At 48.7% G+C, this 25,932-nt stretch carries 20 protein-coding genes; 17 read left to right on the top strand and 3 right to left on the bottom strand.

The window, feature by feature from the left end:
* The first annotated feature begins 9 nt into the window (after positions 1-9).
* The 4 genes from AB4Z29_RS13695 (at position 10) to AB4Z29_RS13680 (ending at position 8,846) form a co-directional block, all read left to right on the top strand.
* Entirely contained in the window at positions 10-912 is a 903-nt protein-coding gene (locus AB4Z29_RS13695) for a carbohydrate ABC transporter permease (protein ID WP_441943608.1), read from the top strand.
* Between the two features lie 202 nt (positions 913-1,114).
* Positions 1,115-3,088, top strand: coding sequence for a hypothetical protein (locus AB4Z29_RS13690; protein ID WP_441943607.1), 1,974 nt, complete (start codon positions 1,115-1,117; stop codon positions 3,086-3,088).
* Between the two features lie 119 nt (positions 3,089-3,207).
* Positions 3,208-6,636: a carbohydrate-binding protein gene (locus AB4Z29_RS13685; RefSeq protein WP_441943606.1), complete on the top strand. Its 3,429-nt coding sequence runs from the start codon at positions 3,208-3,210 to the stop codon at positions 6,634-6,636.
* 14 nt (positions 6,637-6,650) lie between these two features.
* Positions 6,651-8,846 carry a hypothetical protein gene (locus tag AB4Z29_RS13680; RefSeq protein WP_441943605.1) on the top strand — a complete coding sequence of 732 codons (2,196 nt, stop codon included), beginning with the start codon at positions 6,651-6,653 and terminating at the stop codon, positions 8,844-8,846.
* Positions 8,847-9,141: 295 nt separating this feature from the next.
* Here AB4Z29_RS13680 and AB4Z29_RS13675 read toward each other — a convergent pair whose 3' ends face one another.
* A complete protein-coding gene (locus AB4Z29_RS13675) occupies positions 9,142-10,119 on the bottom strand; it encodes a tRNA dihydrouridine synthase (RefSeq protein ID WP_441943604.1) in 978 nt (325 codons plus the stop codon).
* A 228-nt stretch (positions 10,120-10,347) separates the two neighbouring features.
* Positions 10,348-11,019: a FadR/GntR family transcriptional regulator gene (locus AB4Z29_RS13670; RefSeq protein ID WP_441943603.1), complete on the bottom strand. Its 672-nt coding sequence runs from the start codon at positions 11,017-11,019 to the stop codon at positions 10,348-10,350.
* Between the two features lie 277 nt (positions 11,020-11,296).
* Here AB4Z29_RS13670 and AB4Z29_RS13665 point away from each other — a divergent pair, with 277 nt between their 5' ends.
* Together AB4Z29_RS13665 and dgoD are read left to right on the top strand one after the other, a co-directional pair.
* On the top strand, positions 11,297-11,974 hold the full coding sequence (locus AB4Z29_RS13665; RefSeq protein ID WP_441943602.1) for a bifunctional 4-hydroxy-2-oxoglutarate aldolase/2-dehydro-3-deoxy-phosphogluconate aldolase: 678 nt from the start codon (positions 11,297-11,299) through the stop codon (positions 11,972-11,974).
* Complete coding sequence (dgoD, locus tag AB4Z29_RS13660; protein ID WP_441943601.1) at positions 11,955-13,106, top strand: galactonate dehydratase; 1,152 nt, start codon at positions 11,955-11,957, stop codon at positions 13,104-13,106. The genes AB4Z29_RS13665 and dgoD overlap by 20 nt, the downstream gene beginning before the upstream one ends.
* A 22-nt stretch (positions 13,107-13,128) precedes the next feature.
* Here dgoD and AB4Z29_RS13655 read toward each other — a convergent pair whose 3' ends face one another.
* A complete protein-coding gene (locus AB4Z29_RS13655; protein ID WP_441943600.1) occupies positions 13,129-13,323 on the bottom strand; it encodes a hypothetical protein in 195 nt (64 codons plus the stop codon).
* Positions 13,324-13,613: 290 nt separating this feature from the next.
* Between AB4Z29_RS13655 and AB4Z29_RS13650 the strand changes: the two genes are divergently transcribed.
* From AB4Z29_RS13650 to AB4Z29_RS13600, 11 genes are all read left to right on the top strand, one after another.
* Positions 13,614-14,999 carry an MATE family efflux transporter gene (locus AB4Z29_RS13650; protein WP_441943599.1) on the top strand — a complete coding sequence of 462 codons (1,386 nt, stop codon included), beginning with the start codon at positions 13,614-13,616 and terminating at the stop codon, positions 14,997-14,999.
* Between the two features lie 48 nt (positions 15,000-15,047).
* Complete coding sequence (locus AB4Z29_RS13645; protein ID WP_441943598.1) at positions 15,048-15,833, top strand: DeoR/GlpR family DNA-binding transcription regulator; 786 nt, start codon at positions 15,048-15,050, stop codon at positions 15,831-15,833.
* 375 nt (positions 15,834-16,208) lie between these two features.
* Positions 16,209-17,189 (top strand): CehA/McbA family metallohydrolase, encoded by a 981-nt coding sequence (locus AB4Z29_RS13640; RefSeq protein ID WP_441943597.1) that lies wholly within the window; start codon positions 16,209-16,211, stop codon positions 17,187-17,189.
* Positions 17,189-18,163, top strand: a complete 975-nt coding sequence (locus AB4Z29_RS13635) for a CehA/McbA family metallohydrolase (protein WP_441943596.1) — start codon at positions 17,189-17,191, stop codon at positions 18,161-18,163. Before AB4Z29_RS13640 ends, AB4Z29_RS13635 begins: the two co-directional genes overlap by 1 nt.
* Positions 18,160-19,269: a 2-aminoethylphosphonate--pyruvate transaminase gene (phnW, locus tag AB4Z29_RS13630; RefSeq protein ID WP_441943595.1), complete on the top strand. Its 1,110-nt coding sequence runs from the start codon at positions 18,160-18,162 to the stop codon at positions 19,267-19,269. The genes AB4Z29_RS13635 and phnW overlap by 4 nt, the downstream gene beginning before the upstream one ends.
* A complete protein-coding gene (gene phnX, locus AB4Z29_RS13625) occupies positions 19,259-20,080 on the top strand; it encodes a phosphonoacetaldehyde hydrolase (protein WP_441943594.1) in 822 nt (273 codons plus the stop codon). The genes phnW and phnX overlap by 11 nt, the downstream gene beginning before the upstream one ends.
* Positions 20,061-21,419 carry an aspartate aminotransferase family protein gene (locus AB4Z29_RS13620; protein WP_441943593.1) on the top strand — a complete coding sequence of 453 codons (1,359 nt, stop codon included), beginning with the start codon at positions 20,061-20,063 and terminating at the stop codon, positions 21,417-21,419. Before phnX ends, AB4Z29_RS13620 begins: the two co-directional genes overlap by 20 nt.
* A gap of 148 nt (positions 21,420-21,567) precedes the next feature.
* Positions 21,568-22,947, top strand: a complete 1,380-nt coding sequence (locus AB4Z29_RS13615) for an ABC transporter substrate-binding protein (RefSeq protein ID WP_441943592.1) — start codon at positions 21,568-21,570, stop codon at positions 22,945-22,947.
* A gap of 81 nt (positions 22,948-23,028) precedes the next feature.
* The gene (locus AB4Z29_RS13610) at positions 23,029-23,967 is read left to right on the top strand and encodes a carbohydrate ABC transporter permease (protein WP_441943591.1); all 939 of its coding nucleotides are present in this window, start codon (positions 23,029-23,031) and stop codon (positions 23,965-23,967) included.
* A 9-nt stretch (positions 23,968-23,976) separates the two neighbouring features.
* A complete protein-coding gene (locus tag AB4Z29_RS13605) occupies positions 23,977-24,807 on the top strand; it encodes a carbohydrate ABC transporter permease (RefSeq protein ID WP_441943590.1) in 831 nt (276 codons plus the stop codon).
* Positions 24,804-25,919 carry an ABC transporter ATP-binding protein gene (locus AB4Z29_RS13600; protein ID WP_441943589.1) on the top strand — a complete coding sequence of 372 codons (1,116 nt, stop codon included), beginning with the start codon at positions 24,804-24,806 and terminating at the stop codon, positions 25,917-25,919. The genes AB4Z29_RS13605 and AB4Z29_RS13600 overlap by 4 nt, the downstream gene beginning before the upstream one ends.
* Positions 25,920-25,932: the final 13 nt, after the last annotated feature.

Genomic DNA, 25,932 nt, shown 5'->3' with positions numbered 1-25,932 from the left:
GATGCTCCATTGAATCATGAATCGCTGACGTATCGCATCTTCAAAGTCGGCAATGCCGCGTTGCTTACCCTGATCGTAGTCGCCATGGTGTTCCCGTATCTTAACGTTCTCGCTTACGCACTCAATGATCCTGTGAATTCGCAGTTCGGCGGCCTAACCTTTTATCCGAGAGAGCTGTCGTTCGCCAACTTCGAGATGCTGCTATCGAACTCCGCCATCATCCAGTCGACGTTCATATCCGTGCTACGGGTCGTAATAGGCACTACCTTCGCCCTGCTCATTCAATATACGAGCGCCTACGCATTCACGTTGAAGGGACTGCAGGGCAAAGGAGCCATATTGATTTTCCTGATGATCCCGATGTATTTCGGCGGCGGACTCATTCCCGTTTACCTACTGTATTCCAAGATGCATCTGCTCAATAATTTCCTGGTCTATATTCTCCCGGTTTCGTTCAGCTTGTACAACATGGTCATTATCCGTTCGTTCTTGTATACCATCCCTGACAGTCTGGCCGAATCAGCCAGGATCGACGGAGCGAACGAGTTTGTCATCATGCTGCGCATCTTCGTGCCGTTATCGATGCCGATTCTTGCGGTTATGGCTTTATGGACAGCTGTTTATCACTGGAACGACTGGACGACGACGCTTTATTTCGTCACGGATCAGAAGTTGAACACGCTGCAGTATATTCTGATGCAAATTCTGAAGGAAGGCGAGCGGATGGCGAGCATGTTCCAGGAGGCGATCCGTGCAGGCATCGCGACCGGTATGAATACGCAGACTCAGGTGACGCCGCAGGCGATTCGTGCCGCGAATATCATATTGACGACGATCCCAATCGTAATCGTGTATCCCTTTCTTCAGAAACACTTCGTCAAAGGCATCACACTCGGTGCCGTTAAGGAATAGGAGCAAGGTGAAACGACTGTCGTCATCCTTGGCGGCGCAGCACGGTTCATTCCTAGAGTTATAGACCCAGTATGGAGAAATTATACGTTCATGTCATTCAAGATCAACCACGGTATGATGCCGGATTTGGTATGATGAAATATAAACCGCATGCACGGATCCGGCATGATATAGATGCAAATTCATTTTAGGGGGAGTAAGCATGAAATTACGGATGCGGAATACGGTTACGTTGACTGCGGCCGCAGCCCTGCTGATGTCGCTTGCGGCGGGCTGTACGAACGGAGGCAACGGCGGAGAAGGAACGACGGCTCCGACCAACGCGACAAATGAAAACGTTTCCGAGGAAAAAGCTTATTACGACATGTACGATGCGGTGACCGACAGCTCCGAACTGCCGGACTGGACGGGCAAACAGCTCAAACTGAAGATCTGGTACGCCCACGGTACGGGAGACGCCAAACGTCCGGTGCCAACGGAGGATATCGTCAGTCCGGAGATTAAGCGGGTAACAGGCATCGAGATCGACAAGGACGGCTCGTTCGACAACGGCGGGCAAGCGATCGACGTGAAGCTCGGTATGATTAACGCGGCGAGCGATTGGCCCGAGCTTGCGTTCGTCACCGACTCCGGCATGGGGAGCCTTAAGGACATGTTCGCAGCAGGCAAAGCCTATGATTTGACGGAGGCGATCGAGAAGTATGCCCCGAACCTGCAGAAGCGCCTGAGCTTCGAGACGTTCCCTTACGTCAAACGTTTCTCGACCAACAACGACCAAGACGGAAGCATCTATTCGTTCCCGACTCAGATGGGGGATCCTGACCGTTCGCTCAAAATCATGGACCCATCGTTCGTTACCCCGAACGCGCTCGAAGGCACGGACCAATTCATCTGGGTGCGCGATGATCTTTTGAAGAAGCTGTATCCGGAGGCCAAGACGCAGGACGAGATTGATGCGCTGTTTGTCGAGAAAGGCGGCAAGTTCAGCAGAGAAGATATCTACGACGTTCCGGTTAAGACGACGGAAGACTTCACGAAGCTGCTGTACGAAATGCAGAATTTAATCAAGACCGAGAACATTACGGAGAACGGCAAGCCGGTCGAGGTAAGCTACGCATTCGGAGGTCAAGACAACTGGGGGACGCTGGCTGTTCTGGCCAACCTGTACGGCCGTATTCCGAAAGGTAGCAACTACTTTACGTACTTCGACAAAGAGACGCAGCAGATCGAATTTATGTTCCAGCAGCCTTTCTTCAAAAATATCGTCCATGACTTCAACAAGCTAGTACGCGACAAGGTGATGGATCCGAACTCGCTGGTGGAAAACAACGCGATGCATTTGGAGAAAATCAACAACGGTCAATACGCGGTTGCCTATCTGTACGACCAGCCGGACGAGAACGTGATGAAAGCCGCTGGCAAAACCTATCGCTACCGCAAAGTATTCCTGGATTCTCCCGTCAACACGGCAAAATTTATTTCTCCGATGGGCGGCGTCAAAAACAATATCGGCATTGTGATCTTCAAGGACAGCGTGAAGGAAGAGGATCTGCCGCAGGTTGTCCGTTTCCTGGATTACATGGTATCCGAGATCGGCGAAAAAATGTACACTTGGGGACCAAAGAGCGCCGGACTGTTCGACGAAGTAGATGGCAAACGCGTGTTCAAGGACAAGGAGCTCGAGGATGCCATGGTTTACAATAAGGACAACGGCAAATCGCTCCATTACAACCTGGCGAACACGAGATTGGCATCGACGAACGTTTACGGCAGCGGCTGGCCTTATTATCCGACCTACATGTGGGGCGGCTCGGGCGTATCGCCGTTCTACAGCTACGATCGCGTCTTATCGCCTTCCGAGGCAAGAAACTTCTTCGATCCGGGCAATTTGCCTAATAATTCGTATTCGGATCTTGGCATACCGATCAATAACGACATGCAGATCTGGAATTACTCCGGAGTAGTACCGGAATCCGACCAATTCTGGAAAGGCCGCGACGCCTTCGAGAAAGCCTTGACCAAGACGCTTGCAGCACGCGACGATGCGCATTTCGAAGAGCTGTGGAAGCAGTTCAGTGAAATCGCGGAGAAGAACGGCGGCAACGAGGACCTTAGGAAAAAGATTGACGACTATTTCAAAGAGGCAAACAAAGATCAGYTTGATTCGCTGAAATAGGGAACTACCCCTGGTTTATCGATCGGCCAAAGCGGCTTGATAGATAGCCGGGGGATTCTATATGACGTACTGGTAAACGCTTACATTATTAATGAAACCATTTTGTCAGGAGGCTAATTATGTACGCTTTGATTGGAAGTTCCCTACGAAACGGCTTGTCCCGATTGTTGGTTGTGGCTATGTTATTGACACTGGTAGCCGTGTTCGACGTCCAAACGGCCCATGCCGCGGACGCGCCTGAGATTCACCGGATGTCGGACGCCGTGCAGTCAGGCAAGACATTTACAATCACCGGATGGGACATGACGGCAGCCTCGCAGGACGTAGCGATCAAGCTGGATTCGACGAACACGTCTCCGGCTACGCCGCCCGGCGATGCCTTGCACCCGGCCATTATCCAGAGCGACCGCAAAGGAAATTACGTCACGGTAACGATGCCTGACGGCGCAACCGCCGGCGTCTATAATGTATGGGTCAAAAACGCAACGGGATGGAGCGCTCCGGCCAAGATCAATACGGCTCGCGCGATCTGGATCTCCGAGAAGCAAGCTTGGTCCGGTCAAAAAATAACGATCGTCGGACGTAACTTCGTGGGGTCCGAGTTCGGAGCGGGCAACGGAACGGTCGTACGTTTAAAGAACAGCTCGAACACGGTGAATCAGACCATCACAGCCAGCAATGCGTACATGGCTGAGTTCTCTGTCTCGTCCGGCACGCCGCTAGGCACTTACGACGTTGAAATTTCGAACGACAGCGGCGTTCACTGGAGCAAGCCGAGCAGCGGACAGCAGCTGCAAGTCGTCTCCGTCGGAAGCGACCCGTTAGGGCTTGGCGTCGCTTGGGCGGGCAACTTCAACTGGACGAACCAGGTGAACGCGAGCTCGCACGGCGCGACCCCGAACAGCGGCGTCGACGAAACCGCCGACATCCAGGCTGCCATCGACGCTGCGGGCGCGGATCCGAACGGGGGCGTCGTCTATCTGACCGACGGTACGTACAGAATCACATCCTTGCATCTCTCGCGTAAAGTGGTGCTGCGAGGCCAAAGCCGCGCAGGCACGATTCTGCAGTATATCGGGACGGGCGGTGTCTCGGCTATCGATAGCAAAACGAATTTCGGACAGGTCGGCATTGCCAATCTGACAGTGACGATCGCACCAGGCCATACGAGCCGGCCGGACATTTTCCTGATTCTCGGTTCTCCGTGGGAGGTATTGGACGGAAGCGGCAATCCGACCTATCCGGCGGGAAATGTATTGCAGCGCACGGCCGAGCAAATGTTCCTAAAAGGCGTGAAGATCGACTACGATCTTGGCACGAACGGCACGCCCGGGCAGCGCGGTTTCCCAATGATGACGCTTGGCAAGGAACGTTTTCTAGTTGCGGACAGTGATTTCCGTGGTTTCGCAGGTTACGCTCATAACTATGTCAACCAGTATTCTTCGTTTACGAACTCCTATATGGAATTCAGCTTCGGCGTCTATGTCAATACGGCGGAATATTACATCGCGACGGGTAACACCCTCATCGGACATACCGCCGTCAATGCTGAAAAACACGGGTTGTCGGTGCGCGCCAACAACTACGTGGCGGACAATACAATTATCGGCATGCGCTCAGTGGCGAGCGGGCTTGTCGACGGACACGATAACGATGGGGAAGCGATCATGTCGGAAGCGCCGGGCGGATATTTCAACTACGGCACGGTCAGCTCTGCAAGCGGACTTAACGTCACGGTCAGCGCGGATCGTGCGTTGATCGCTCCGACCGTCATGTACAGTTATCCCGCCATCCAGATCATCGACGGGACTGGACTCGGACAATTGCGCAGAGTTACGGGCATCTCAGGCAACACGATTACGGTCGACAGGGCTTGGGACAAAATGCCGGACAGCACGAGCAAATGGACACTCATTACGCCTAACGAACATACAACCGCCTACAATAATACGATTACCGATAACGACAAAGGCATCTGGCTGTTCGGCAATGCATACGACAGCGTAGTGGCCAACAATACGTTTCTGGATTCGGAAGGCGTCTTTATTTGGAGCGTGAATGTTAAAAACGCGAACGAATCCACCTTGTCGCCCAATTACTTCAACAGGGTGACCGGCAACGTCCTGACGGGCGTTTCCCCGCTTAGCAAAAACTCGGGCGTGGGAGTCGCGTCGGAGCGGTTCGACAACGGCGGCGGCCATTATCTCGCCGTGCAAGCATTCGGCAACGAATTCAGGGGCAACGACCTGACAGGTACGAACGAAACGCCTGTCGGCAACAGCATTACCGAAGCGCCGGCTTACAATACCGGCATTTACATCTCCACGGCGGATATTGGATATTACGACGGCAACAACGACGTGACGGTATCGGGAGATACGACAAACACGATCGTTGAGGATAACACGGTCCGCAACAAACAATACGCGGTCACGTTGACTCATAGCAGCTACGGAACGGTTCTGGCGGGCAACAAGACCGCAAACGTAACCAGCGCCTTCATTAACAATACCGGTGCGCACAATACGTACAATGCCAACAATGCTGGATCCGCGGCTTCTCAATTGACCATTGCAGCTCCTACTTTCACGCCGGCAGCTGGTGCGTACAGTGCGCCGCAAACTGTGACGATTGCTTCGTCGACAATCGGAGCGACGATCCGTTACACGACGGACGACAGCACGCCGAATGCGAACTCTCCAATCTACCGAGCGCCGTTGACTGTAACGCCGCCGCAGACCATCAAAGCGATCGCGAGCAAAGCGGGCATGCTGCAGTCGGCGGTATCGACGGCAGCTTACACGGCTTCGGGCGGCGGCGGAACGGTGACGCTGCAAGCGGAGAGCTATGACGACATGAACGGCATCGTCAATTTCGGCTCTACAATCGGCGATCTTCATAACGGGGATTGGATCAAGTTTAGCAACGTGAACCTGGGAAGCGGGTTTGCGACGCTGCGGACACGGTTCACGAACGGGGACGTGTCGGCCAAGACGGCCGAGATACGGCTGGACAGTCTGACGGGGACGCTGATCGGCACGATCTCGACGCCGCCGACGGGAGGCTGGAGCAATTGGACTGAAACGGTGAGCTCGCTCACCGGAGCTAGTGGCACGCATGATATTTACATTAAGTTTTCCGGCATGACCGACTTCGACTGGTTCCGATTCGAGGACAGCGTCAGCGCTCCCATGCCGGTTACGATCCAAGCGGAGAGCTATAGCAGCAGCAATAGCGTCTCCAACTACGTGTCGACGATCGGCGGACTGAATCCGGGTTCGTGGGTGAAGTATAGCGGCGTCAATCTGGGGAGCGGCTTCTCGCAGATGAAATTCAGATTCACGAACGGCGAAACTACGACCAAGACGGCTACCGTGCGCTTGGACAGCTTGACCGGCACGCAGATCGGGACCATCACGACGCCTGCTACAGGCGGTTGGAGCAATTGGACGGAAGGAACGGCTTCACTTACGGGAGCGAGCGGTACCCACGATATTTATATTTTGTTCTCGGGCGCGACCGACTTTGATTGGTTTCGGTTCGAGTAAAGGAGAAAAAAACGATGACAATGGCACCTATTATGCTGCTGATCGACACTACGATGGCGGCTCAACCTGACAGCATACGGCTTGCCGTTGCGGACATCGCGGGAAAGGGCTTCGACGCAATCGCGCTCGAATTTCGGAATTGCAGCTATAGCGAATTCGACGAGATCGGCCAAAGGGCCATGCGCACGGCGGAGGAGGAGGCCCGAAAGCACGGGCTCGCCTTTGTCCAGATTATACCCTGGCCGGGCTTGCGGCTCCTGAAGCGTTATCCCGAAGCCAGACAGAAGTGGATAAGCGAGCACGCGGGCTACATTAGAAACGGCAAGCTCGAGATCAGGGTGAATGATCTCGAGTCTGCCGGGCATATTGATATGCGGCCGGTATACGAAGGCATCGCCAAAGCATTTCTCATCAAGCGGGAAAGGGGAATCATTCGGGAGGCAAAAGATATTACCGAGGAATTGCGGGATATCTCCCTCGTCATAACGAGCCGCTCCGAACTGAGCGGAGCGTACGGCGTGGACGGCGAAGTGTTGCTGTATGCGTCCTACTCCACCGATTACCCCGATTTTGCGAGTCCTAACATGATCGAGTCCATTGACGAAACCCTTGCTTGTTATCGGGGAATGAAGCTTGACGGCTTCGCCATGGACGAATTCGGGGCTGGCAGCAAGAAAGAGGACGTCTATCTGGGCGGAGCCGCTTTTTTGGAAGCTTTTCGCCAGAGCTGCGGCTATGACCTTCTCGATCGAATCTATCTGATGAGGCACGAGGCGGCGGATGAGCGCTCGGGCAAGACTCGTTACGATTATTACAACATGACGGTGGAGTTGACGTACCGGATCCAAAAGCAGGTGAAGGAGCGATACGAAGAGCAGCATGGCCAAGCATCCTTTATGGGATTCCACAGCACGTGGTGGGGCGAAGGAAACTCTGGCGATTTGTGGGCGGGCAATATCGACTACTTTAGGCTAACGGATAATCTGAGCGGAGGGTTCGTCGATGCGCAATACGACGCGGAGCGTACGATGCTCTCCATGACGATGCTCGCGGAGTCGCTAGCGAAATATTCGGACAGCGGCCTGGCGTACAACATGTGCTGGGATCGCGAACCGACCATCGGAAAGATGAACTATTATCATCGCTTGCTTGCTGCCCGCAACGTTCGATGGGTCGCCCATGCTTACGGGCATTCTGGTCCATTCGGCCCCGGCTATCCGCATCACCCCACTTGGGAGATGACGGGGCGCTGCGTCGCCATGCAAAGGGCGATGCAGCGATTTGTAGGCAAAGCAGTCAGCCGTCCAAGAGTCGCCATGATGTATGCATGGGAATCGGTCGCCCATCGTAACGATCCGTTTATGCACTACCATCGTCTGAGCATGAAGGCGCTTCTGCATAAGCTGATGCTGCGACACGTGGAGATTGATGTTGTGCCTACCTTCGAAGAAGATCTCTCGCGTTACGACGCGTTGATCGTGCTTTGGCCGGCCATGCTGCCAGAGGCAACATGGGAGAGAATTAGGCGCTATGGCGAAATGTCTGGGAAGCGTCTAATCTTTATCGGCCCACCTGCGGCTTGCACGACGGAGGGCAGGGATATTTCCGCCGAGTTTGCGGAGCTAACTGGAACGGCGGTCCACGGGTGCGTTAGCGGTGATGGGCGTATCGCGCAAACGCCTCTTGAGACCGATTATCCGGGCGAATACGAATACGTGGCTTGGGATCTATGGTTCACGAATGAACGAATTTCGATGAAATGTTTCCCGCTATCCATTGCAGACGGCGCTGGCGATGCCAAGGTAACGATCAGGCATGATGATCTGTCCATCGCGGCGCGAAAAGGCAATGTCGACTATTATGCATTCGAGCTGCCGCTCACGCCTTATTACGAATCTCTGCTGCATGAGCTGGAAGGATACAAGGAACTGCAATTGCCTCCTAACATGCTCACCAAAACCTTTTATGACGATGACGGAACCATACTGACAATGATGCCGCAGTTGGGCGGAGAGTTAAATGTATCGTTTCGCTACGCAGGCATCGAGTTTGAAATTCGCGGCGGCGGTCTGATTGGCCTCCGAATCCTGAGTGGGCGTTTGTCGGCGGCGATCAGTGAGGAAGGAGCGGAGCTGTACGCGAATGGAGAGCGGGTAGACGAATCGTTGATAGAGAGGATTGATAGGCTGGTGCCGAAGTTTAGTAGCTAGCGGCTAGACCAGTAATATCAAAAACGAAAAGCCGGCTATCCATCCGCATGCGGATGGATAGCCGGCTTCTTATTGCTGGCTCGATCGAAGCGGTGACGTTTTGTACGAGCTGGAATCACCAGACTCCTCTTATCGTGAGCTGCCCATTTTTTGGTCTAATAGATATTTAACACGGAAAATGAGGTTCGCATATGGGGAAGAAGCTGCGCATTTTATCCGGCGCCTTCATCGTTTCGGCGATAAAGGCTTTGGATTCGTCATGCAGTCCCAGGCTTCACGCACTCGCGGGTAGTCTTCAATCTAATTCTTGATCTAAATAAGGATTTACTAAACGACGTACTTCATCTGTTGATGTGGTATCCATTAATTGGGTTCTTAGTTCGCTTGCGCCTCTAAATCCACGTACATAGATTTTGAAAAAGCGAAGAAGCGGCTTAAATGGACGTGGCTCGTTTTCTTTTGAATATTGATCGTGAAGATCCAACTGCAAAAGAAGTAAATGGAGAAAATCCTTCGCGCTATGTTCTTTAGGTTCTTTTTCAAAAGCAAATGGATTGGTGAAAATGCCGCGGCCAATCATAACGCCATCAACGCCGTATTGTTCCACTAATTTTAATCCTGTTGCGCGGTCCGGAATATCTCCATTAATGGTTAACAACGTATGTGGTGCAATTTCATCTCGCAATTTTTTTATTTCAGGAATGAGCTCCCAGTGCGCCTCTACTTTACTCATCTCTTTTTTTGTACGAAGGTGAATAGAAAGATTGGCAATATCCTGTTTCAATATATGTCCTAACCAATCGCGCCACTCGTCAACCTCATGGTAACCCAATCTTGTTTTAACGCTAACCGGCAACCCACCTGCTTTTGCCGCTTGGATAATTTCGGCTGCAACTACAGGATGTTGGATTAATCCGGAACCCTTTCCATTGGATGCGACGTTTTGGACGGGGCATCCCATATTTAAATCGATACCACGAAAACCAAGTTTTTTCATATCGATACTCATCTGTTCAAAAAAAGCAGGTTTATTGCCCCAAATATGAGCGACAATCGGCTGTTCATCTTCTGTGAACGTTAACCGACCACGAGTACTAGCTCTTCCTGCTGGGTTGCAATAACTATCTGTACTTGTGAACTCTGTGAAAAATACGTCAGGTTTTGCAGCTGTGCTAACGACGTGACGGAATACAACATCTGTGACATCTTCCATTGGTGCTAATATAAAAAATGGCTTTGGCAAATCAAGCCAAAAATTTTGTTCGTTACTCATATTATCTCCTCTTGTTGCAACATATAAAAACGATATAAGCTATAGCAAAGTCCTTTACCCATCATACATAATAGCATTTTTTTTCGTTTGATGCACAGAATCAATTGCGTGAGCGTGCTTCGCCATTAGAACGTAGAAAAAAAGCCAAATACGAAGCTCCAGTATCTCTTTTACATTTTCCGATTCCCCGAATGGATTACGTGAGTTACTTTGTAAGGCTGAGATCACTTACTTCTTTAATGCTTCAATCATGTCGGAAATATGACTATGCATGAGCTGCTTTGCCTGCTCACTATGACGTTCCTCAATGGCGATCGCAATTAAAATATGATAATTTGATGCTTTCGTACGCATATGAGGCAAGGTGTTTGTCTGTTTGCGGCCTTCGGAGAGAAGGGGGTATATAGACTCCAGCATGCGTAATAAGACAGGATGCTGTGCCGATTCCGCAATGAGATGATGGAAGGAAAGGTCGGTATCTAGAAATGGTCCCCCTTCTTTCATCTGGTTAACCATAGAGTCAGCCAGCGCTCGAAGCTGCTTGACCTGCGTGCGCGTAGCATGTTCTGCGCTTAAGGCAGCAAGTTTAGGCTCAATGAGCAGTCTTGCTTCCAGTAACTTGATGAGCGAAATATCCCCAAGTTCCTTGAGGTCTGCAGTAGGGTCTTCCAACAATAATGGATCGTTACGTACATACATTCCCCGTCCATGCTCAATGCTGACATTTCCTTGGCTTTCCAGTGTCCGCAGCGCTTCTCTAACCGTAGATACACTTACAGCCAGCTCCTTAGAAATTTCTTGCAGTGTCGGAATACGCGACCCAGGAGGCCATTCCCTGCTAATAATTTTCTGTCTGAGGATATCTATTGTTATTGAAAAGGTCGTTTTTTTTATCATCATAATCCCCACTGTATCTTCATATTAGGTCTATATTAACATAATCGTACAAGCTCCTCCTAATCGTAAATACGTATTGACACCCAGAAATAAAGATACTATGATACCTTCATAAAGATCAGATCTTTAATGAAAATACACCATTTATTCAAACGAAAGAGGTGAATGTTTACCTTTAGATAGGATCTATATGCAATTAAATTGGATATATATGGTATAGATAGGATCGATTAAAGAAATGTCTGTCGTTATGACAGGGGAGGAGGATAGTGGGAGAATCATGACTAAAGAAGAGCAGCTAAAAGGGTTAAAGGATTCCGGCATCGTTGCAGTCATTCGAAAGCCAGCCTATAGAAAGGTCATTCAGATTACGGATGCACTGGTTTTAGGTGGCGTTGGAGCGCTGGAGATTACGGTCGATACAGATAGGGCATATGAAATGATTGCTCAATTAAAAGAGAGATACGAAGGCAGAGCCTTAGTTGGCGCAGGCACAGTATTAGATGAAAAAACAGCGAAGGATGCGATTGAAGCCGGAGCAGATTTCATATTCTCTCCGACTCTGGATGAAGCGACGATCCGTCTAACCAATCGTTATGGGCGGATCTCGATTCCAGGGGTCATGACGCCGACAGAAATTGTGAAAGGATATCAATATGGGGCAGACATACTAAAAATTTTTCCGGGCTCATCGCTTGGCGCTACCTACATAAAAGAATTATCGGCTCCACTCGGACATATTCCGATGATGCCGACGGGTGGGATTACGTTGGACAATGTAGGCTCATTTATCCGTGCAGGTGCTGTGGCAGTAGGCATAGGAAGCTCTTTAACGGATAGGAAGGCGATTGCGGAAGATCGGTATGACGAACTGACAGGATTAGCTCGAAAATTCAGACTGGAAATCAAGAAAGCTAGAGAACAGGGAGCGGGTAAATTTGAAAATTACAAAGTTTGAAACTTTTATCGTACCACCCCGGTGGTTGTTCCTGAAAATTGAAACGGATGAAGGAATCGTTGGATGGGGCGAACCTGTAATCGAAGGCAAGGCTCATACGGTACAAGCGGCTGTAGATGAGCTGATGGATTTGTTAATTGGGAAAGATCCGCTTCGCATCGAAGATCATTGGCAAGTCATGTATCGTGGCGGGTTCTACCGCGGGGGATCGATACTGATGAGTGCAATCGCCGGAATTGATCAGGCATTGTGGGATATTAAAGGAAAATATTTCAATGCCCCAATCTACCAACTCCTTGGCGGGGCATGTCGTGATTCGATGCGTGTCTATTCCTGGATCGGTGGGGATCGACCTAGTGAAGTTGGATTAGCAGCATTGGAGAAGCAGCAGCAAGGCTTCACAGCGGTTAAGATGAACGCTACGGAAGAGATGCAATATATTGATAGTTATCATAAGGTGGACCAAGTCGTGGAACGGATAGCAGCGATTCGTACAGCGACCGGCCCAAACTTTGGCATTGGTGTAGATTTTCACGGTCGTATACATAAACCAATGGCGAAGGTGCTTGCAAAAGCATTAGAGCCGTTCAGGCTGATGTTTATAGAAGAACCTGTGCTTCCAGAAAATAATGAGGCCCTCCGAGATATTGCCAATCATACTAGCACACCGATTGCGACTGGTGAGAGAATGTTCTCGCGCTGGGATTTCAAATCATTATTGGAAGATGGTTACGTGGATATTATTCAACCAGATTTATCGCATGCAGGCGGCATTACAGAGTGCAAGAAAATCTTCGCGATGGCGGAGGCTTACGATGTAGCAGTAGCTCCTCATTGTCCTTTAGGACCTATTGCGCTTGCTGCTTGTCTGCAAGTTGACGCAACGGCTCACAATGCAGTCATTCAGGAGCAAAGCCTCGGGATTCATTATAATCAAGGAAATGATCTTTTGGATTATGTAACGGACCCTAGCGTATTCGCTTACGAAGATGGGCATGTGAAGATTCCGCAGGGCCCAGGACTTGGCATCACAGTTAATGAGGAATACGTCCGTAAAATGGCGTCGGAATCCCCGCATCGATGGAGAAATCCGATATGGAGACACAAGGATGGTTCGGTGGCCGAATGGTAGAAGAGAAGAGGCTTCGATAAGTTCATTGCATTTTTGGAAGCTCTCTTTGGCGCATGACAGCACCATCGAAACGTTCTTCAAGCGGAAGAAGCAGCATAGCAAGAGCAAGCAAGTAAAAGCAAGCAAGTAAAAGCAAGCAAGTAAAAGCAAGCAAGTAAAAGGCATGTCCCTCACTTTGTGAGGCGATCATGCCTTTTTTATATGTTAGTCCATTCAATGATGTAGCTAACTCCTCCAACTCGCTATGAGAGGTAGGGAGCTATACAGAAGTCTTTTCATTTTCTACATTAACTACGGTTATTATCAGCATTGAATCTTAAAGTATTTGTAAACCCCCGCATCTCACCCTATCTTGCATTGATTAATAGGAAAACAATTTGTATGATAGATTAGGCAACAGGAAAGCAATATAAACCACATAAAAACAACTATGTATGTGGTTGAAACAATGTGAAAAACATGCGATTTATCGTATAATTTGAAGAAGAATGAGGGATAGGCTTAGGGATGAGTACGATCAGAAAGTCAGAGTTTAATCGCGAGATGAAAGGATTAGTCATTCCATCTGTGCTGCAAATGCTTGTTGGCAACTCATTTTCATTAGTAAACATGCTAATGGTGACGAGCTTGGGGGACGGGGCAGTCGCTGTAACAGCTGCAGCGGGCAGAATAAGCTTCATTCTATCGATGATTCTTACCGCAATCTATGGGATGACGACCTATATGACCCAGTACTATGGCAAACAGCAGTATTCGCTTATGCGGGCAACCTTCGGCTTTATGCTGCTGGCGGGAATCGGTACAAGTGTTCTAGCTTTTGTTGCTGTGTGGTCTTGGAAGGAGCCGATTCTATATCTATTTATTAAGGACAATGAATTACTGCCGCTCGGTATGCAATACGTTTCGATTATGGCCTTTGTTTTTCTCATTAGTGCGATTAGGGATGCGTACGCTCAGGCGCTTGGATCTATAGGAAAGGTTAAAATGACGCTATATGTCGGCTTATGTGCGATGGCGGTCAATATTGTATTGGACTATGGGCTGATTTATGGAAAGCTGGGTTTGCCAAAGCTTGGCGTTGCAGGAGCCGCATGGGGAACGTTAGTCGCTTCAAGCATAAGCTTGTTGTTTTTGTTTGTTTTCATCTATAGTAAATCGTATTATTTAAATATTGGAATTCGAGAGCTTTTCAGTTTCCCTCGGAAACTGCGCAAGCAGGTGGTGAAAACGATAACGCCGCTCGTGTTCCACGAAGGCATGTGGTCGATCGGCAACATGCTGTATGCCGTAGCTTTCGGATCGCTAGGCATTGCGGCATTGACTACGTTCCAGCTCGCGAATACGCTTCAGGGCTATTTTATGATGGGAATCCACGGATTTGCTTATGCTGCAAAGGTCATGATCGGTCAAAAGCTGGGACAGGACAAGCATGAGCAGGCGCTGGATTATGCTCGGAGATTTACTCGCATTTCTGTGATTGCTGGTATAATCATAAGTGTTGTCATAATTATCTTTTCACCGTTTGTGTCTTATATGTTTCCCCATCTAAGTAATGAGGTTCACGCTTCTTTAAGCCATGTGCTGCTGCTGCAGGCTTTGGCGATGACCGCTTTTTTCTTGAATAACGTGTGGATTGTCGGTATGTTTAGAGCAGGCGGAGATAATTTGTTTACGATGAACATGATTTTAATTACGACATGGGCGATTGCATTGCCGGCGGTATTCGTTGGCGCATATGTGCTCCATCTGCCGCTGGAATGGGTGTACGGCCTATTTTTATGTGAAGAAATAAGCAAGGGTTTGATCGGATATAGACGTTATCGCTCTCAGAAATGGATGCGGAATTTGGTTGGAAATGTTCCTGACTCTCCATCACCCGCTGCATCTTTATAAGATAGGGGTGCGTGAGAATAGTAGGGTAGAAGAATAGGAGGGTTTGCGATGTCTCTCGCGGGCGAAGAAAGAAAGCTGAGTATTATGAACTTGCTGAACGAGCATGGGAAGGTCATTGCAAGCGACCTAGCGCGTATGTTCGAGGTTACAACCGAAACGATTCGTAGAGATCTGGATGATCTGGAGAAGGAAAACAAGCTTAAGAAGGTGTACGGCGGCGCAATTAAGCTAAAGGTTGAGGTCGAGCCTACCTTGTTTGAGAGAGCCTGCATCAATCAAGAGGCGAAGGAGAAAATTGGCTATCTTGCATTTACGCTCATTGAGGATTATGACGTTATCTTTATCGATGAAGGCACGACACCGCTGCAGATTATCCCCTTTCTATCTCAGAAGCAGCAGGTTACCGTATTAACGAGCTCGATATCCGCCATGATGTCCTTGATTGAGCTTAAGAAACGAGAGCAATTCGATGGCCGAATGATTATGCTTGGCGGGGAAGTGAATGTGAAGCATCTTCGCGTAACGGGAGCGATTGCGGAAGCGAATATGTCGGATATATTTGTGAACAAAGCATTCGTAACCGTAGATGCTCTATCCATTGAGCATGGATTCACGAGCTATGACTACGAAAAGGCATCGTTGACTCGAAAGTGGATCCAGCAATCGGAAACGTCCATTATTTTGGCGGATTCATCGAAATGGAACAAGCGGTCAATGGTCAAAATCTGCGATTTCCAAAACGTGGATATCGTGATTTCGGAATTAGAGCCTCCTGCAGCATGGAAAGCGCAGCTGGAAGAGGCGAATACGAGATGGATGATGCCATCTGAATAGTCAATGCCGATGTTTAACTCAAACAGAAAAGCCAGTAGAGAAGCGAGTCTTCTCTGCTGGCTTTTTTATTTATAAGCATTTATATGTTTTCACATATAAATATGCTTATCTATCTCGGCGAAACGAATGCTTTTGCCAAAGAGGACGGCGGCAGCCGTTTGCGCTTGATGTTGTTTGTTGTTGTGTAAAGATTGTAATCGCTATGTTAAATCTTTCGAATCGCATTGTATTGGTCATTTTTTCGCAGTAGAATATAAAAAACAACATAAATAAAAGTAAAAGCAATTAAAAGCAATATGTTGTTTGCAGTAGTTGATACATTTTCCAGCAGTGAATTCCGATTGGAACAGAGGACTAAACATAGGAGTGGTGACGATGAAGGACGCCGTATATTTGGATAAAAGCAAACGGAAATACAAAGGGAACCTCCATATGCATACGACATGGTCAGACGGAACACAGGAGGCAGCGGATGCTGTGTCTGCTTTCAAGGCTAAGGGCTACGACTTCATCAGCATTACGGATCATGATGTATTCGCTCGTACCGCTGCATTTGATACGGAATCATTCATTGTACTGCCGGGCATGGAGAGAGGCGGCTTGAATCTTGTGCCGGACGAAGATCCAGGCTACCACTTTGGGGTGCTGGACGATCCAACGATCGAACCTATGAAGGAAAGATTCCAGCATTTGCAATCGTTCGAGGTCCCGATTCCTTGGGAGGGGCAACAATCTCCGCAGAAGCTGATAGACAATATGAGGGCCCATGGCAATCTCGTTGTGTTCAATCATCCCGAATGGCATTTGACACGCTTTGAGGATATGGTTCAGTACGACGGATTTTTTGCGATTGAAATTTATAATCACGCAACGGAATGGACGGCGAGCTCTTCCTATGGGGCGGCTTACTGGGATCATGCGCTTCAGAATGGCAAGCGCGTGTTCGGTATCGCTGCCGATGACTCGCACGACCATGATCCAAACTGCAAGATTCCTGAATATGGAGGCGGCTGGGTTTCTGTCGAGGCAGAGGAGCTTACGCAGGCAGGCATTATCGCGGCTCTAAAAAAAGGTCAGTTTTATTCCAGCTCCGGACCCGAAATTACTGATTTCCGCGTAGAGAATGGCTTCGTCCATGTGGAGTGCTCGCCTTGCCAATACATCATGTTTAAAGCCTTTCCGCTGCGTGGGCCGTTCCACGTAGAACGGGAAAAGGGGGAATTAATGACCTCGGGAAGCATGGTGATCCAGAAGGGCATGAGCTATATTCGGGTGGAGTGCGTGGATGAGAAAGGCAGAGTAGCGTGGTCTAATCCGATCTTTGTAGCTGATTTGGCAGAGGAGGAGGAGCAATAATGAGAGATGCCATTATTTTAGATGCTGGCCGTCAAAAGTATAAAGGCAATATCCATTCGCACTCCGTGCGCAGCGATGGCGAATATACGGTAGAGCAAATGATAGAAGCTTATCGCTCAAAGGACTATGATTTTATGTGTTTAAGCGACCATGAAATCTATTTCCATAGCGATGCATATGACACGGAAACGTTCATTATGCTGGACGGCTATGAAATGGCTTGCGAGATGGAACGTGAAACGACGGGCCAACAATATCATATGCATGGCCTTTTGGATCGTTCACTGCAGGCTGACAACCCTTTTCAGCACGATGAGGAGCACGCGAAGCCGGATTATGAGAGCCTGGATACGATTCAGCAATTAATTGATGAGATGAGAAGCAAAGGAAATCTCGTCATCATGAATCATCCGGAATGGTCCAAAAATCGAGAAGAGGATTTGTTGAAGCTTGAGGGCTATGCGGCGATTGAAATTTATAATCATCAATCCGAGATTCAAGAGGCGGTAGGCTACGGCGTATCTTATTGGGATTATGTGCTGAAGCGAGGCAAACAAATTAACGCTATCGCGGCGGACGATGCCCATGGCGGTCCAACGGATATGGCGGTTTCGGAATTTTATGGCGGCTGGATTGCCGTAGAGAGCGAGCGATTAGAGCAGCAAGCGATTATTGATGCGATAAAAGCAGGCCAATATTATAGCTCCAATGGTCCGAAAATGTATGATCTTCGCATTGCGAACGATAGGCTGAAGGTCGTGTGCTCTCCTGTGCGAAGCATTCGGTTTATTACGTTTCCGGATAATGGCTTGGCTGAAATGGACCCAACCGGCGAGCTCATCACTGAAGCGGAATATTTCATTCAAAATAATGAGCAGTATGTACGGGTGGAATGCGTAGACGCATCCGGCAAAGCAGCGTGGAGCAATCCGATCTATCCCAAATACGAGCTGCAGCTGAAGGAGGAAAAATGAGCAACCCTTATTTGTTGCTAACGCCGGGTCCCTTATCGACAACCGCAACGGTTAAAGAGGCGATGCAAAAGGATTGGTGCACGTGGGATCATGAATATAAAGCCATTGTCGAGCAGATTCGTCAGCAGCTGTTAGAGGTGGGCTGCGCATCTAAGGAGCGCTATACGACTGTATTTATGCAAGGCAGCGGTACCTTCGGTGTGGAAGCGACGCTTGGATCTGTCATTCCGAGTGACGGCAAGCTGCTTATTTTGATAAATGGCGCCTACGGGAAGCGTATGGAGGAAATCGCAAAGGTGCTCCGTATTCCATATCTATCTATGGCGTTTGAAGCGAATGTGCGGATTGATCCATATGCCGTTGAAAAGATGCTGATTGATGATACGTCGATTACACATGTGGCAATGGTTCATTGCGAGACGACAACCGGCATTCTGAATCCGCTTGAGGCTGTCATGGAGGTCATTAAGCGAAATCACCGCGTAGCCATCATCGATGCGATGAGCAGCTTTGGCGGAATTCCGATCGCAGTAGAAGAGCTGCAGATCGACTTTATTATCAGCAGCGCGAATAAATGCATCCAAGGCGTTCCGGGCTTCAGCTTTATTCTATGCAAAAGGGATGAGCTTATGAAATGCAAAGGGGTGGCGCGCTCATTATCGCTCGATTTGTACGACCAGTGGGAGACGATGGAGCAGGATTCTGGCAAATGGCGGTTCACCTCGCCAACCCATGTTGTCCATGCTTTTAAACAAGCACTCAAGGAACTAGCGGAAGAGGGCGGGGTAGAAGCTCGTCATGAACGATATCGCACGAACCAGCAAATCGTCGTGGAAGGGATGACGCAAGCTGGCTTTAAGGCTTACTTGCCGAGAGAGCTGCAGTCCCCCTTGATTACAACCTTTTCGTATCCCACGCACATTTCATTCACATTTGAACATTTTTATACCTTTTTGAAGTCGGCGGGCATCGTCATTTATCCTGGTAAATTAACGGATATAGAAGTATTTCGCATAGGGAATATGGGTGATGTGTATCCCAAGGATATAGAACGGTTGAATGAGCACATATTACGTTATGTAGGAGAGAGCCAACATGAAGATTGAAGGCATTATATTTGATTGGGCAGGTACTACGGTTGATTATGGCTGCTTTGCGCCGGTACAGGTGTTTATCCATATTTTTGAGGAAATAGGCATTCCATTAAGCATGGAAGAGGTTCGCGCTCCTATGGGACAGCTGAAGCGGGATCATATTCAATCGCTGCTGCAAATGCCAAGAGTAGATGCTGCTTTTCAAGCGAAATTCGGACGCAGCTATACGGAGGCCGACATTGACGAGCTGCATGACCGATTTGAGCCTAGGCTACTCGCAATTCTCTCGCAGTTCGGGAAGCCAAATCCACATGTTATAGAAACGGTGGAGCAGTTGAGACAGCAAGGGTTGAAAATCGGAGCGACTACAGGCTACACCTCCACCATGCTTTCGATCGTGGCGAACGCGGCTAAGGAATACGGCTATGAGCCTGATCATTGGGTAACGCCCGATCAGGTCATGGACAAAGGCAGGCCTTATCCGTACATGATTTATGAGAATATGAAGCAGCTGGGCATGCGCCATCACGCACAAGTAATTAAGGTCGGAGACACGACCTCAGACATGGAAGAGGCGAATAGCGCTGGCGTATGGGCGATTGGCATCGTGAAAGGAAGCTCCATGCTTGGGCTTACGGAGGCTGAGGTGCAGCAGCTTTCGGCTGAGGAAGAACGTCAAATGATCGCTGCTGTAAGCAAACAGTATATGGAAGCAGGAGCTCATGCCGTGATTGAAGACCTGTCTCAGCTGCCTGCAATGATCGAGCAGATGAATCAACGATTGCTGAATAAGGAGCTGCCTTATGGAAATTCGCATCAATAGCCGCATAGAAGGAGATATCAATGGAACGGATGCTCGTCAGGCTTGGCAGGACGAGCATCTGAGTGAAGAGACGCTTGCTGTACTGGAACAGGACAGCAAGCTTTTTCTTCATCAGTCGATGTCTACCCCATGCTTGAATGCGATCGTCAATGCTGAGGGCATCTACCTGGAGGATCAGGATGGGCGCAAAGTGATCGATTTCCATGGAAACAGCGTGCATCAGGTTGGCTACAAAAATGAGTATGTGATGAAGGCAATCATTGAACAGATGCAACAGCTGCCGTTTCTGCCGCGGCGCTATACGAGCCGGGTTGCGATTCAGCTGGCGCAGAAGCTAATCGATCTGGCGCCGGGAGATTTGAACAAGGTACTCTTTGCGCCAGGCGGCACCAGTGCGATCGGAATAGCGCTGAAGCTAGCGCGCAGGGCAACCGGCAAGCACAAAATGATTTCGACTTGGGATTCCTTCCATGGCGCAAGCTTGGATGCGATATCGGTTGGCGGCGAGTCCGTATTCAGAAGCGGGATAGGGCCGTTGATGTCAGGGACGGAGCATATGATGCCATATAACAGCTATCGTTCCATCTTTGGAGAAGGAGAAGCTGCCAACGCCAAAAATCTGGACTACTTATCCTATATGCTGGAGAGGGAAGAGGACGTGTGCGCGGTCATTCTCGAACCGATTCGGAGCACGGACGTACAGATTCCGAGCGTTGCATATATGCAGCGGCTTCGTCAAATCTGCGATGAATATGGCGTGCTGCTCATCCTGGACGAAATACCGACGGCGCTCGGCCGTACGGGGACCATGTTCGTTCACGAGCATTATGGAATCGTGCCGGATATTGTGGTCATTGGCAAAGGTTTTGGCGGCGGGATTTTTCCAATGGCAGGGATAATCGCCAGAGAGCATTTGGATATCGCAGGCGATATTTCCCTCGGGCATTATACGCATGAGAAAAGCGCGGTAGGCTGCGCGGCTGCGCTGGCTACCATTGCATACATCGAACAGGAAAACCTGCTTGAGCATGCGAAAAGCATGGAGAGTTGGCTGCTGGAGCATCTTGGGGAGCTTCAGCGTAAGTATGCCGTAATAGGCGATGTTCGGGTCAAAGGCATGCTGGCAGCAATCGAACTCGTATCGGATCGGGAGACGAAGGAGAAGGAAGCAGCAGGCGCAGAAAAGGTTCTCTATGAATGCTTGTCACGCGGACTAAGCTTCAAGGTATCAAGCGGCAATGTCATTACGCTCGTTCCGCCTTTAATAACAACTGTTCAGCAAATGGAAGAAGCCATCACGATTTTAGATCAAGCGCTTGAACTAGTATTCACGAAATAATACAGAACTGCTAATTCAAAAACAACAACATTGCAATTAAAAAAATAATAAAACAATTTATTAATGTGTAATTGACACAGTTTTTACAATTCTCCTTTATAGTTTAGTTAAGCCAGTGAGAACTGGAAAACGAGGAGGGTTTACAAGAATGAAGAAGCTTGCACTTGGATTAGTTTGTGTAATGACAAGTATGACATTATTAGCAGGTTGCAGTACAGGCTCAAATACTGGAGCTGCTGCAAATAGCGGCGCAGAGTCTTCCGGTAATGGCGAGAAAATGAAAGAGGTCGTGATCTCCGTTCGCGAGAACACATGGGGAGCGCGGAAGGAAAATTTCATCGAAGCTGAAAAACGCGCGAACGAAGAGCTAAAGTCGGAGAATGTACAGATAAAAATAGACTGGTGGCCTGGCGTTGGCGATGATGAGCTGATCCTGCAGGCGCAAGCGAATAAAGTAGCAGATGTATTCATTAACTCCAGTGTGGATATCGGGTGGCAGCTGAATGCAGGGTTAATCCGCGACGTGGACTGGGTTGGAACATCAGATGTGTTCAAAAACATGCCGGAATCCTACAACAACATGATGAAGTACGAAGACCACTACTACGGCGTTATTCAGGATATGGATGCTTCTCCCGTATTTATTAGCCGCAAGGCGCTGGAAGGTCTCGGCTGGACAGCTGCACAAATCAATGAGCTGAAGGCTCGCGTGGATGCTGGCAGCTTTACCTTCGGCGAGCTTGTGGATCTGGCTGATGAGTCGGTAAAGAAAAAGCTAGTTAAGGTAGGCTTTGGCGTTGAGGATACGAGGTTTGAAGGCTGGAATTATACATTCGACAACTTCAATTACAGTGCGGAAGAGAACAAGATGGTGCTGTCGAAAAACACGCAGAAGGTTTATGAATTTTGGCAGGATGCGAAGCAGCGCGGCGTCGTTACGGAGGGCATTGCCGAGATTGATACGGACAAGGCTGCCGAGCTGTTCATTAAAGGCGAATTGTTCGCTGAATTTGCCCGTACGGAATTCTATCAAGTGATGCGTACGCAGCTTGGCATGGATGAGGACTTGGCTGGCTATGAAGCATGGTTTAAGGAAAATGCGATTTGGATTCCGGTTCCGTCGGTTGAGCAGGGAGGCAAGCCTGTATCCTACAGCAACCCTGCGTTGGTTTACGTAGGAGCTAAGGTCGATAATGAGAAGATGCCATATGTTCAGAAATTAATTGAGCATGTGCTGGATCCTGACCTGCAGATTAATCATACGCTTAAAAGCGGCAAGCTTCCTGTAACGGCGGCGGCACAGGAAGACCCGCGCTTCCAAGAAATGAGCTTCTACAAAGATCATGCTTATTTAATCGATTTCACGAAAACCCGTCCAGCCCAAATGGATTATGCGGTCTACATGAAATCGTTCACGCTTGGCATTGATGCCATTCTGACCAAAGGCCAAACGGCGGCAGAAGCCTTTGCGTTATTCGAAAAGGATGTAAAACAAAACGTACCAGCGGACAGTCTCATTGTAGAATAACGATGATACAGAAAAGGTGCTCTGCTTGCAAGAGCACCTTTCCGTATATTTTGTTTAAAGGAAGCAGGTGCAGATCTCATTATGGAGATCCCAGTGACTTTAGCCAAAAAGGCTTATAAGAAGCCTTTAGCCAAAAAAATGTATCCCTATTTTTTCATTATGCCCTTTGCGCTGCTCGTGCTTGTCTTTTTTATTCTGCCAGCGATTGCGACCATCATCATGTCCTTCACGGATTTGAATGCGTCGATGAAAATTAATTTTGTCGGCTTCGATAATTTCAAGCGAATATTTTCTGATTACAGCATGCCTCAAATTTTATGGAACACGGTCCTGTTTGCCGTTGTTACGCTTGTGTTCTCTCTGTTTTTTGGACTATTTATATCGATCGCGACCCAGTATTTCTTAAAGGGAAAATTGACGGCAGTCATTTATCGTGTCCTATGGTTAATTCCAAGCATTATACCTGCTGTTGTATATGTGACGTTCTGGAAGTATTTGTTCGATCCGACGGGCGATGGGCTAATCAATAAGGTTCTGCACCTATTCCAGCCAGAAGCTGATCCCGTTTCATGGTTTACGAAAATCGCGATGGCAATCGTGATCATTGCAACGATAGTATCTACCACTTCAGGAGGAATGATTCTTTTATCGGCCGCCATCAGCTCCATACCCGAGGATCTGTATAAGGCTGCCAAAGTAGATGGAGCAAGCGAGAAGTCGGTCATCACCAAGATCATTCTTCCTTCATTAAAGTGGCCGTTAATGTATATTACGGTGTCGGATCTGATCGGCTTTGTGTCTTCCTATTTCTTCATCTTGCTTCTGACCAATGGCGGGCCAATGCGGGATACGACAACGTTATCTCTATATGCGTACCAGCAAGCCTTTAATTTGAAATATTATGGATACGGCGCTGCTCTGTCTCTATTGGTTGTGCTGATCTCGCTTATTTTGACATTATGGCTGCTGAGGCTGTTTGATTTCAACGAAATGATAAAGCCATCGCGGATCGAGGATTAGGAGGAAACTATGTCGACAAGTATCGCAAAAAGACTGCTCGTGCACACGTATATGCTGCTCTTTACGATGCCTATCATTGGCATGATTATATGGTATGTTATCGCAGCGACATTCAATGGCACGACCGGGCAATTTACGCTCGAGAACTTCAATTTTGTTAAAGAGCCGATCGAGTATGCGGGTATTGTTCTGCCTGCGATTTGGCCCATAGTTCTAAATACATTAGTCTATTCGGTTCTTATTGTGTTCATTGAAATAGGCATAGCCGTACCAGCTGCATATGCATTCTCGAGGCTTGATTTCAAAGGTAAGCTGGCATCCATGAAGTTCTTGTTCCTTATGCGCTCATTCCCAGGCATTACGCTCATTATCGCTACGTTTTTTATCCTCGTGCAAATGAACCTTGTGAATACGTATCTAGGCGTTATTCTCGTTGCCATAACAGGTTCCTTGCCGGGCCGAGTGTACATTATGAAAGGCTTCTTCGATGAGGTGCCGTGGGATTTGGAATGGGCGGCTATGGTAGACGGCTGCTCGAGATTTCGTGCGCTCATGAAAGTCCTCGTTCCGTATGTATTGCCCGGCATTGGCGCTATCTCCGTATTCTCCTTCTTAGGCGCCTACGGTGAATGGTTTCTGTTCAAGCTGTTTATATTCGATGACAATATGCTGACGCTGGCGGGTTATCTGTCTCGTCTAGTGACGAAGGAAAATGTCATTTTGAACTACGGATTGCTAACGGCGATTGGTTTGTTTTATACGATTCCGCTAGTCGTTTTCTATATTTTTACCCAAAAAATATTTCTGAAGATCAATATGGGAGGGGCAAAGCAGGTATGATTTCTCTTGTGAATATCGTAAAAGACTATGATGGGAAGCAAATGGGGAGCCGGGCGGTTGATGGTTTGAATCTCGAAATTGCCAAGGGTGAATTTGTTGCGCTGCTTGGCCCTTCTGGCTGCGGAAAAACGACAACGCTAATGATGCTGGCGGGGCTGCTGAAGCCAACTTCTGGTGAAATTTACTTTAAAGATAAGCTTGTGAATCATGTGGAGCCAAAGGACCGCAATATCGGGATGGTGTTCCAATCCTATGCACTTTATCCCCATTTGACGGTTCGAGACAACATTGCTTTCCCGCTTCGCGAGAGAAAAATGGCAAAAAAGGACGCATACGAGCGCGCTTTGCACACGAGTAAAATATTGCAAATCGATCATCTGCTTGATCGCAAGCCATCACAGCTGTCAGGCGGTCAGCAGCAGCGTGTCGCTATGGCGCGCGCGTTGTCCAAGGACCCGGAAATTCTGCTGCTGGATGAGCCGATGTCCAATCTGGACTCACGATTAAAGCTCGATGTAAGGGATGAAATCCGCAAAATCCAACGTAAATTAGGAGTCACGACGATTATTGTTACGCATGACCAGGAGGAGGCGCTAGCGATCTCTGATCGCGTAGCGATTCTGAACGGCGGGAAAATTCAGCAATATGCGCCTCCAAGTGAGCTGTTCAATCATCCCTCCAATTTGTTTGTCGGCAGCTTTCTAGGCAATCCGCCTATGAACCTGATTGACGGAGTGGTTGAAATGAGAGGCGAACAACAATGGGTAAAGACGAAGCTATTCGAGCTGGAAATACCTCAGTCGCGCAGGCTGGAGGAGCAGCATATGGGGAAAGAGGTTAAGCTTGGCGTACGTCCGCATGATTTGTTCATTGCGGAGCAGCCAACTGAAGCTGCGATTAAGCTGCAAATCGATCTTATCGAGCATCTAGGCAATGGGCAATTAATTAAGCTGACGGATCCCGCTGGGCAATCCGACATGATGATTCGTCTTCTGACGGATAATGAGAAGCAGCTGAAGGAGCGCGAGACGCTCTCGGTCGGCATCAGGCCGCATAAGTTTCACCTGTTCGATATGACGGACGAAGGGCGTAATCTGTTGCAATTTCAATAGAATGAGAAGGAGT

Source organism: Paenibacillus sp. 2TAB23 (genome assembly GCF_052115165.1).
In the GTDB taxonomy this organism is placed as follows: Bacteria; Bacillota; Bacilli; order Paenibacillales; family Paenibacillaceae; genus Pristimantibacillus.
This window is presented reverse-complemented; position numbering and strand designations above follow the sequence as displayed.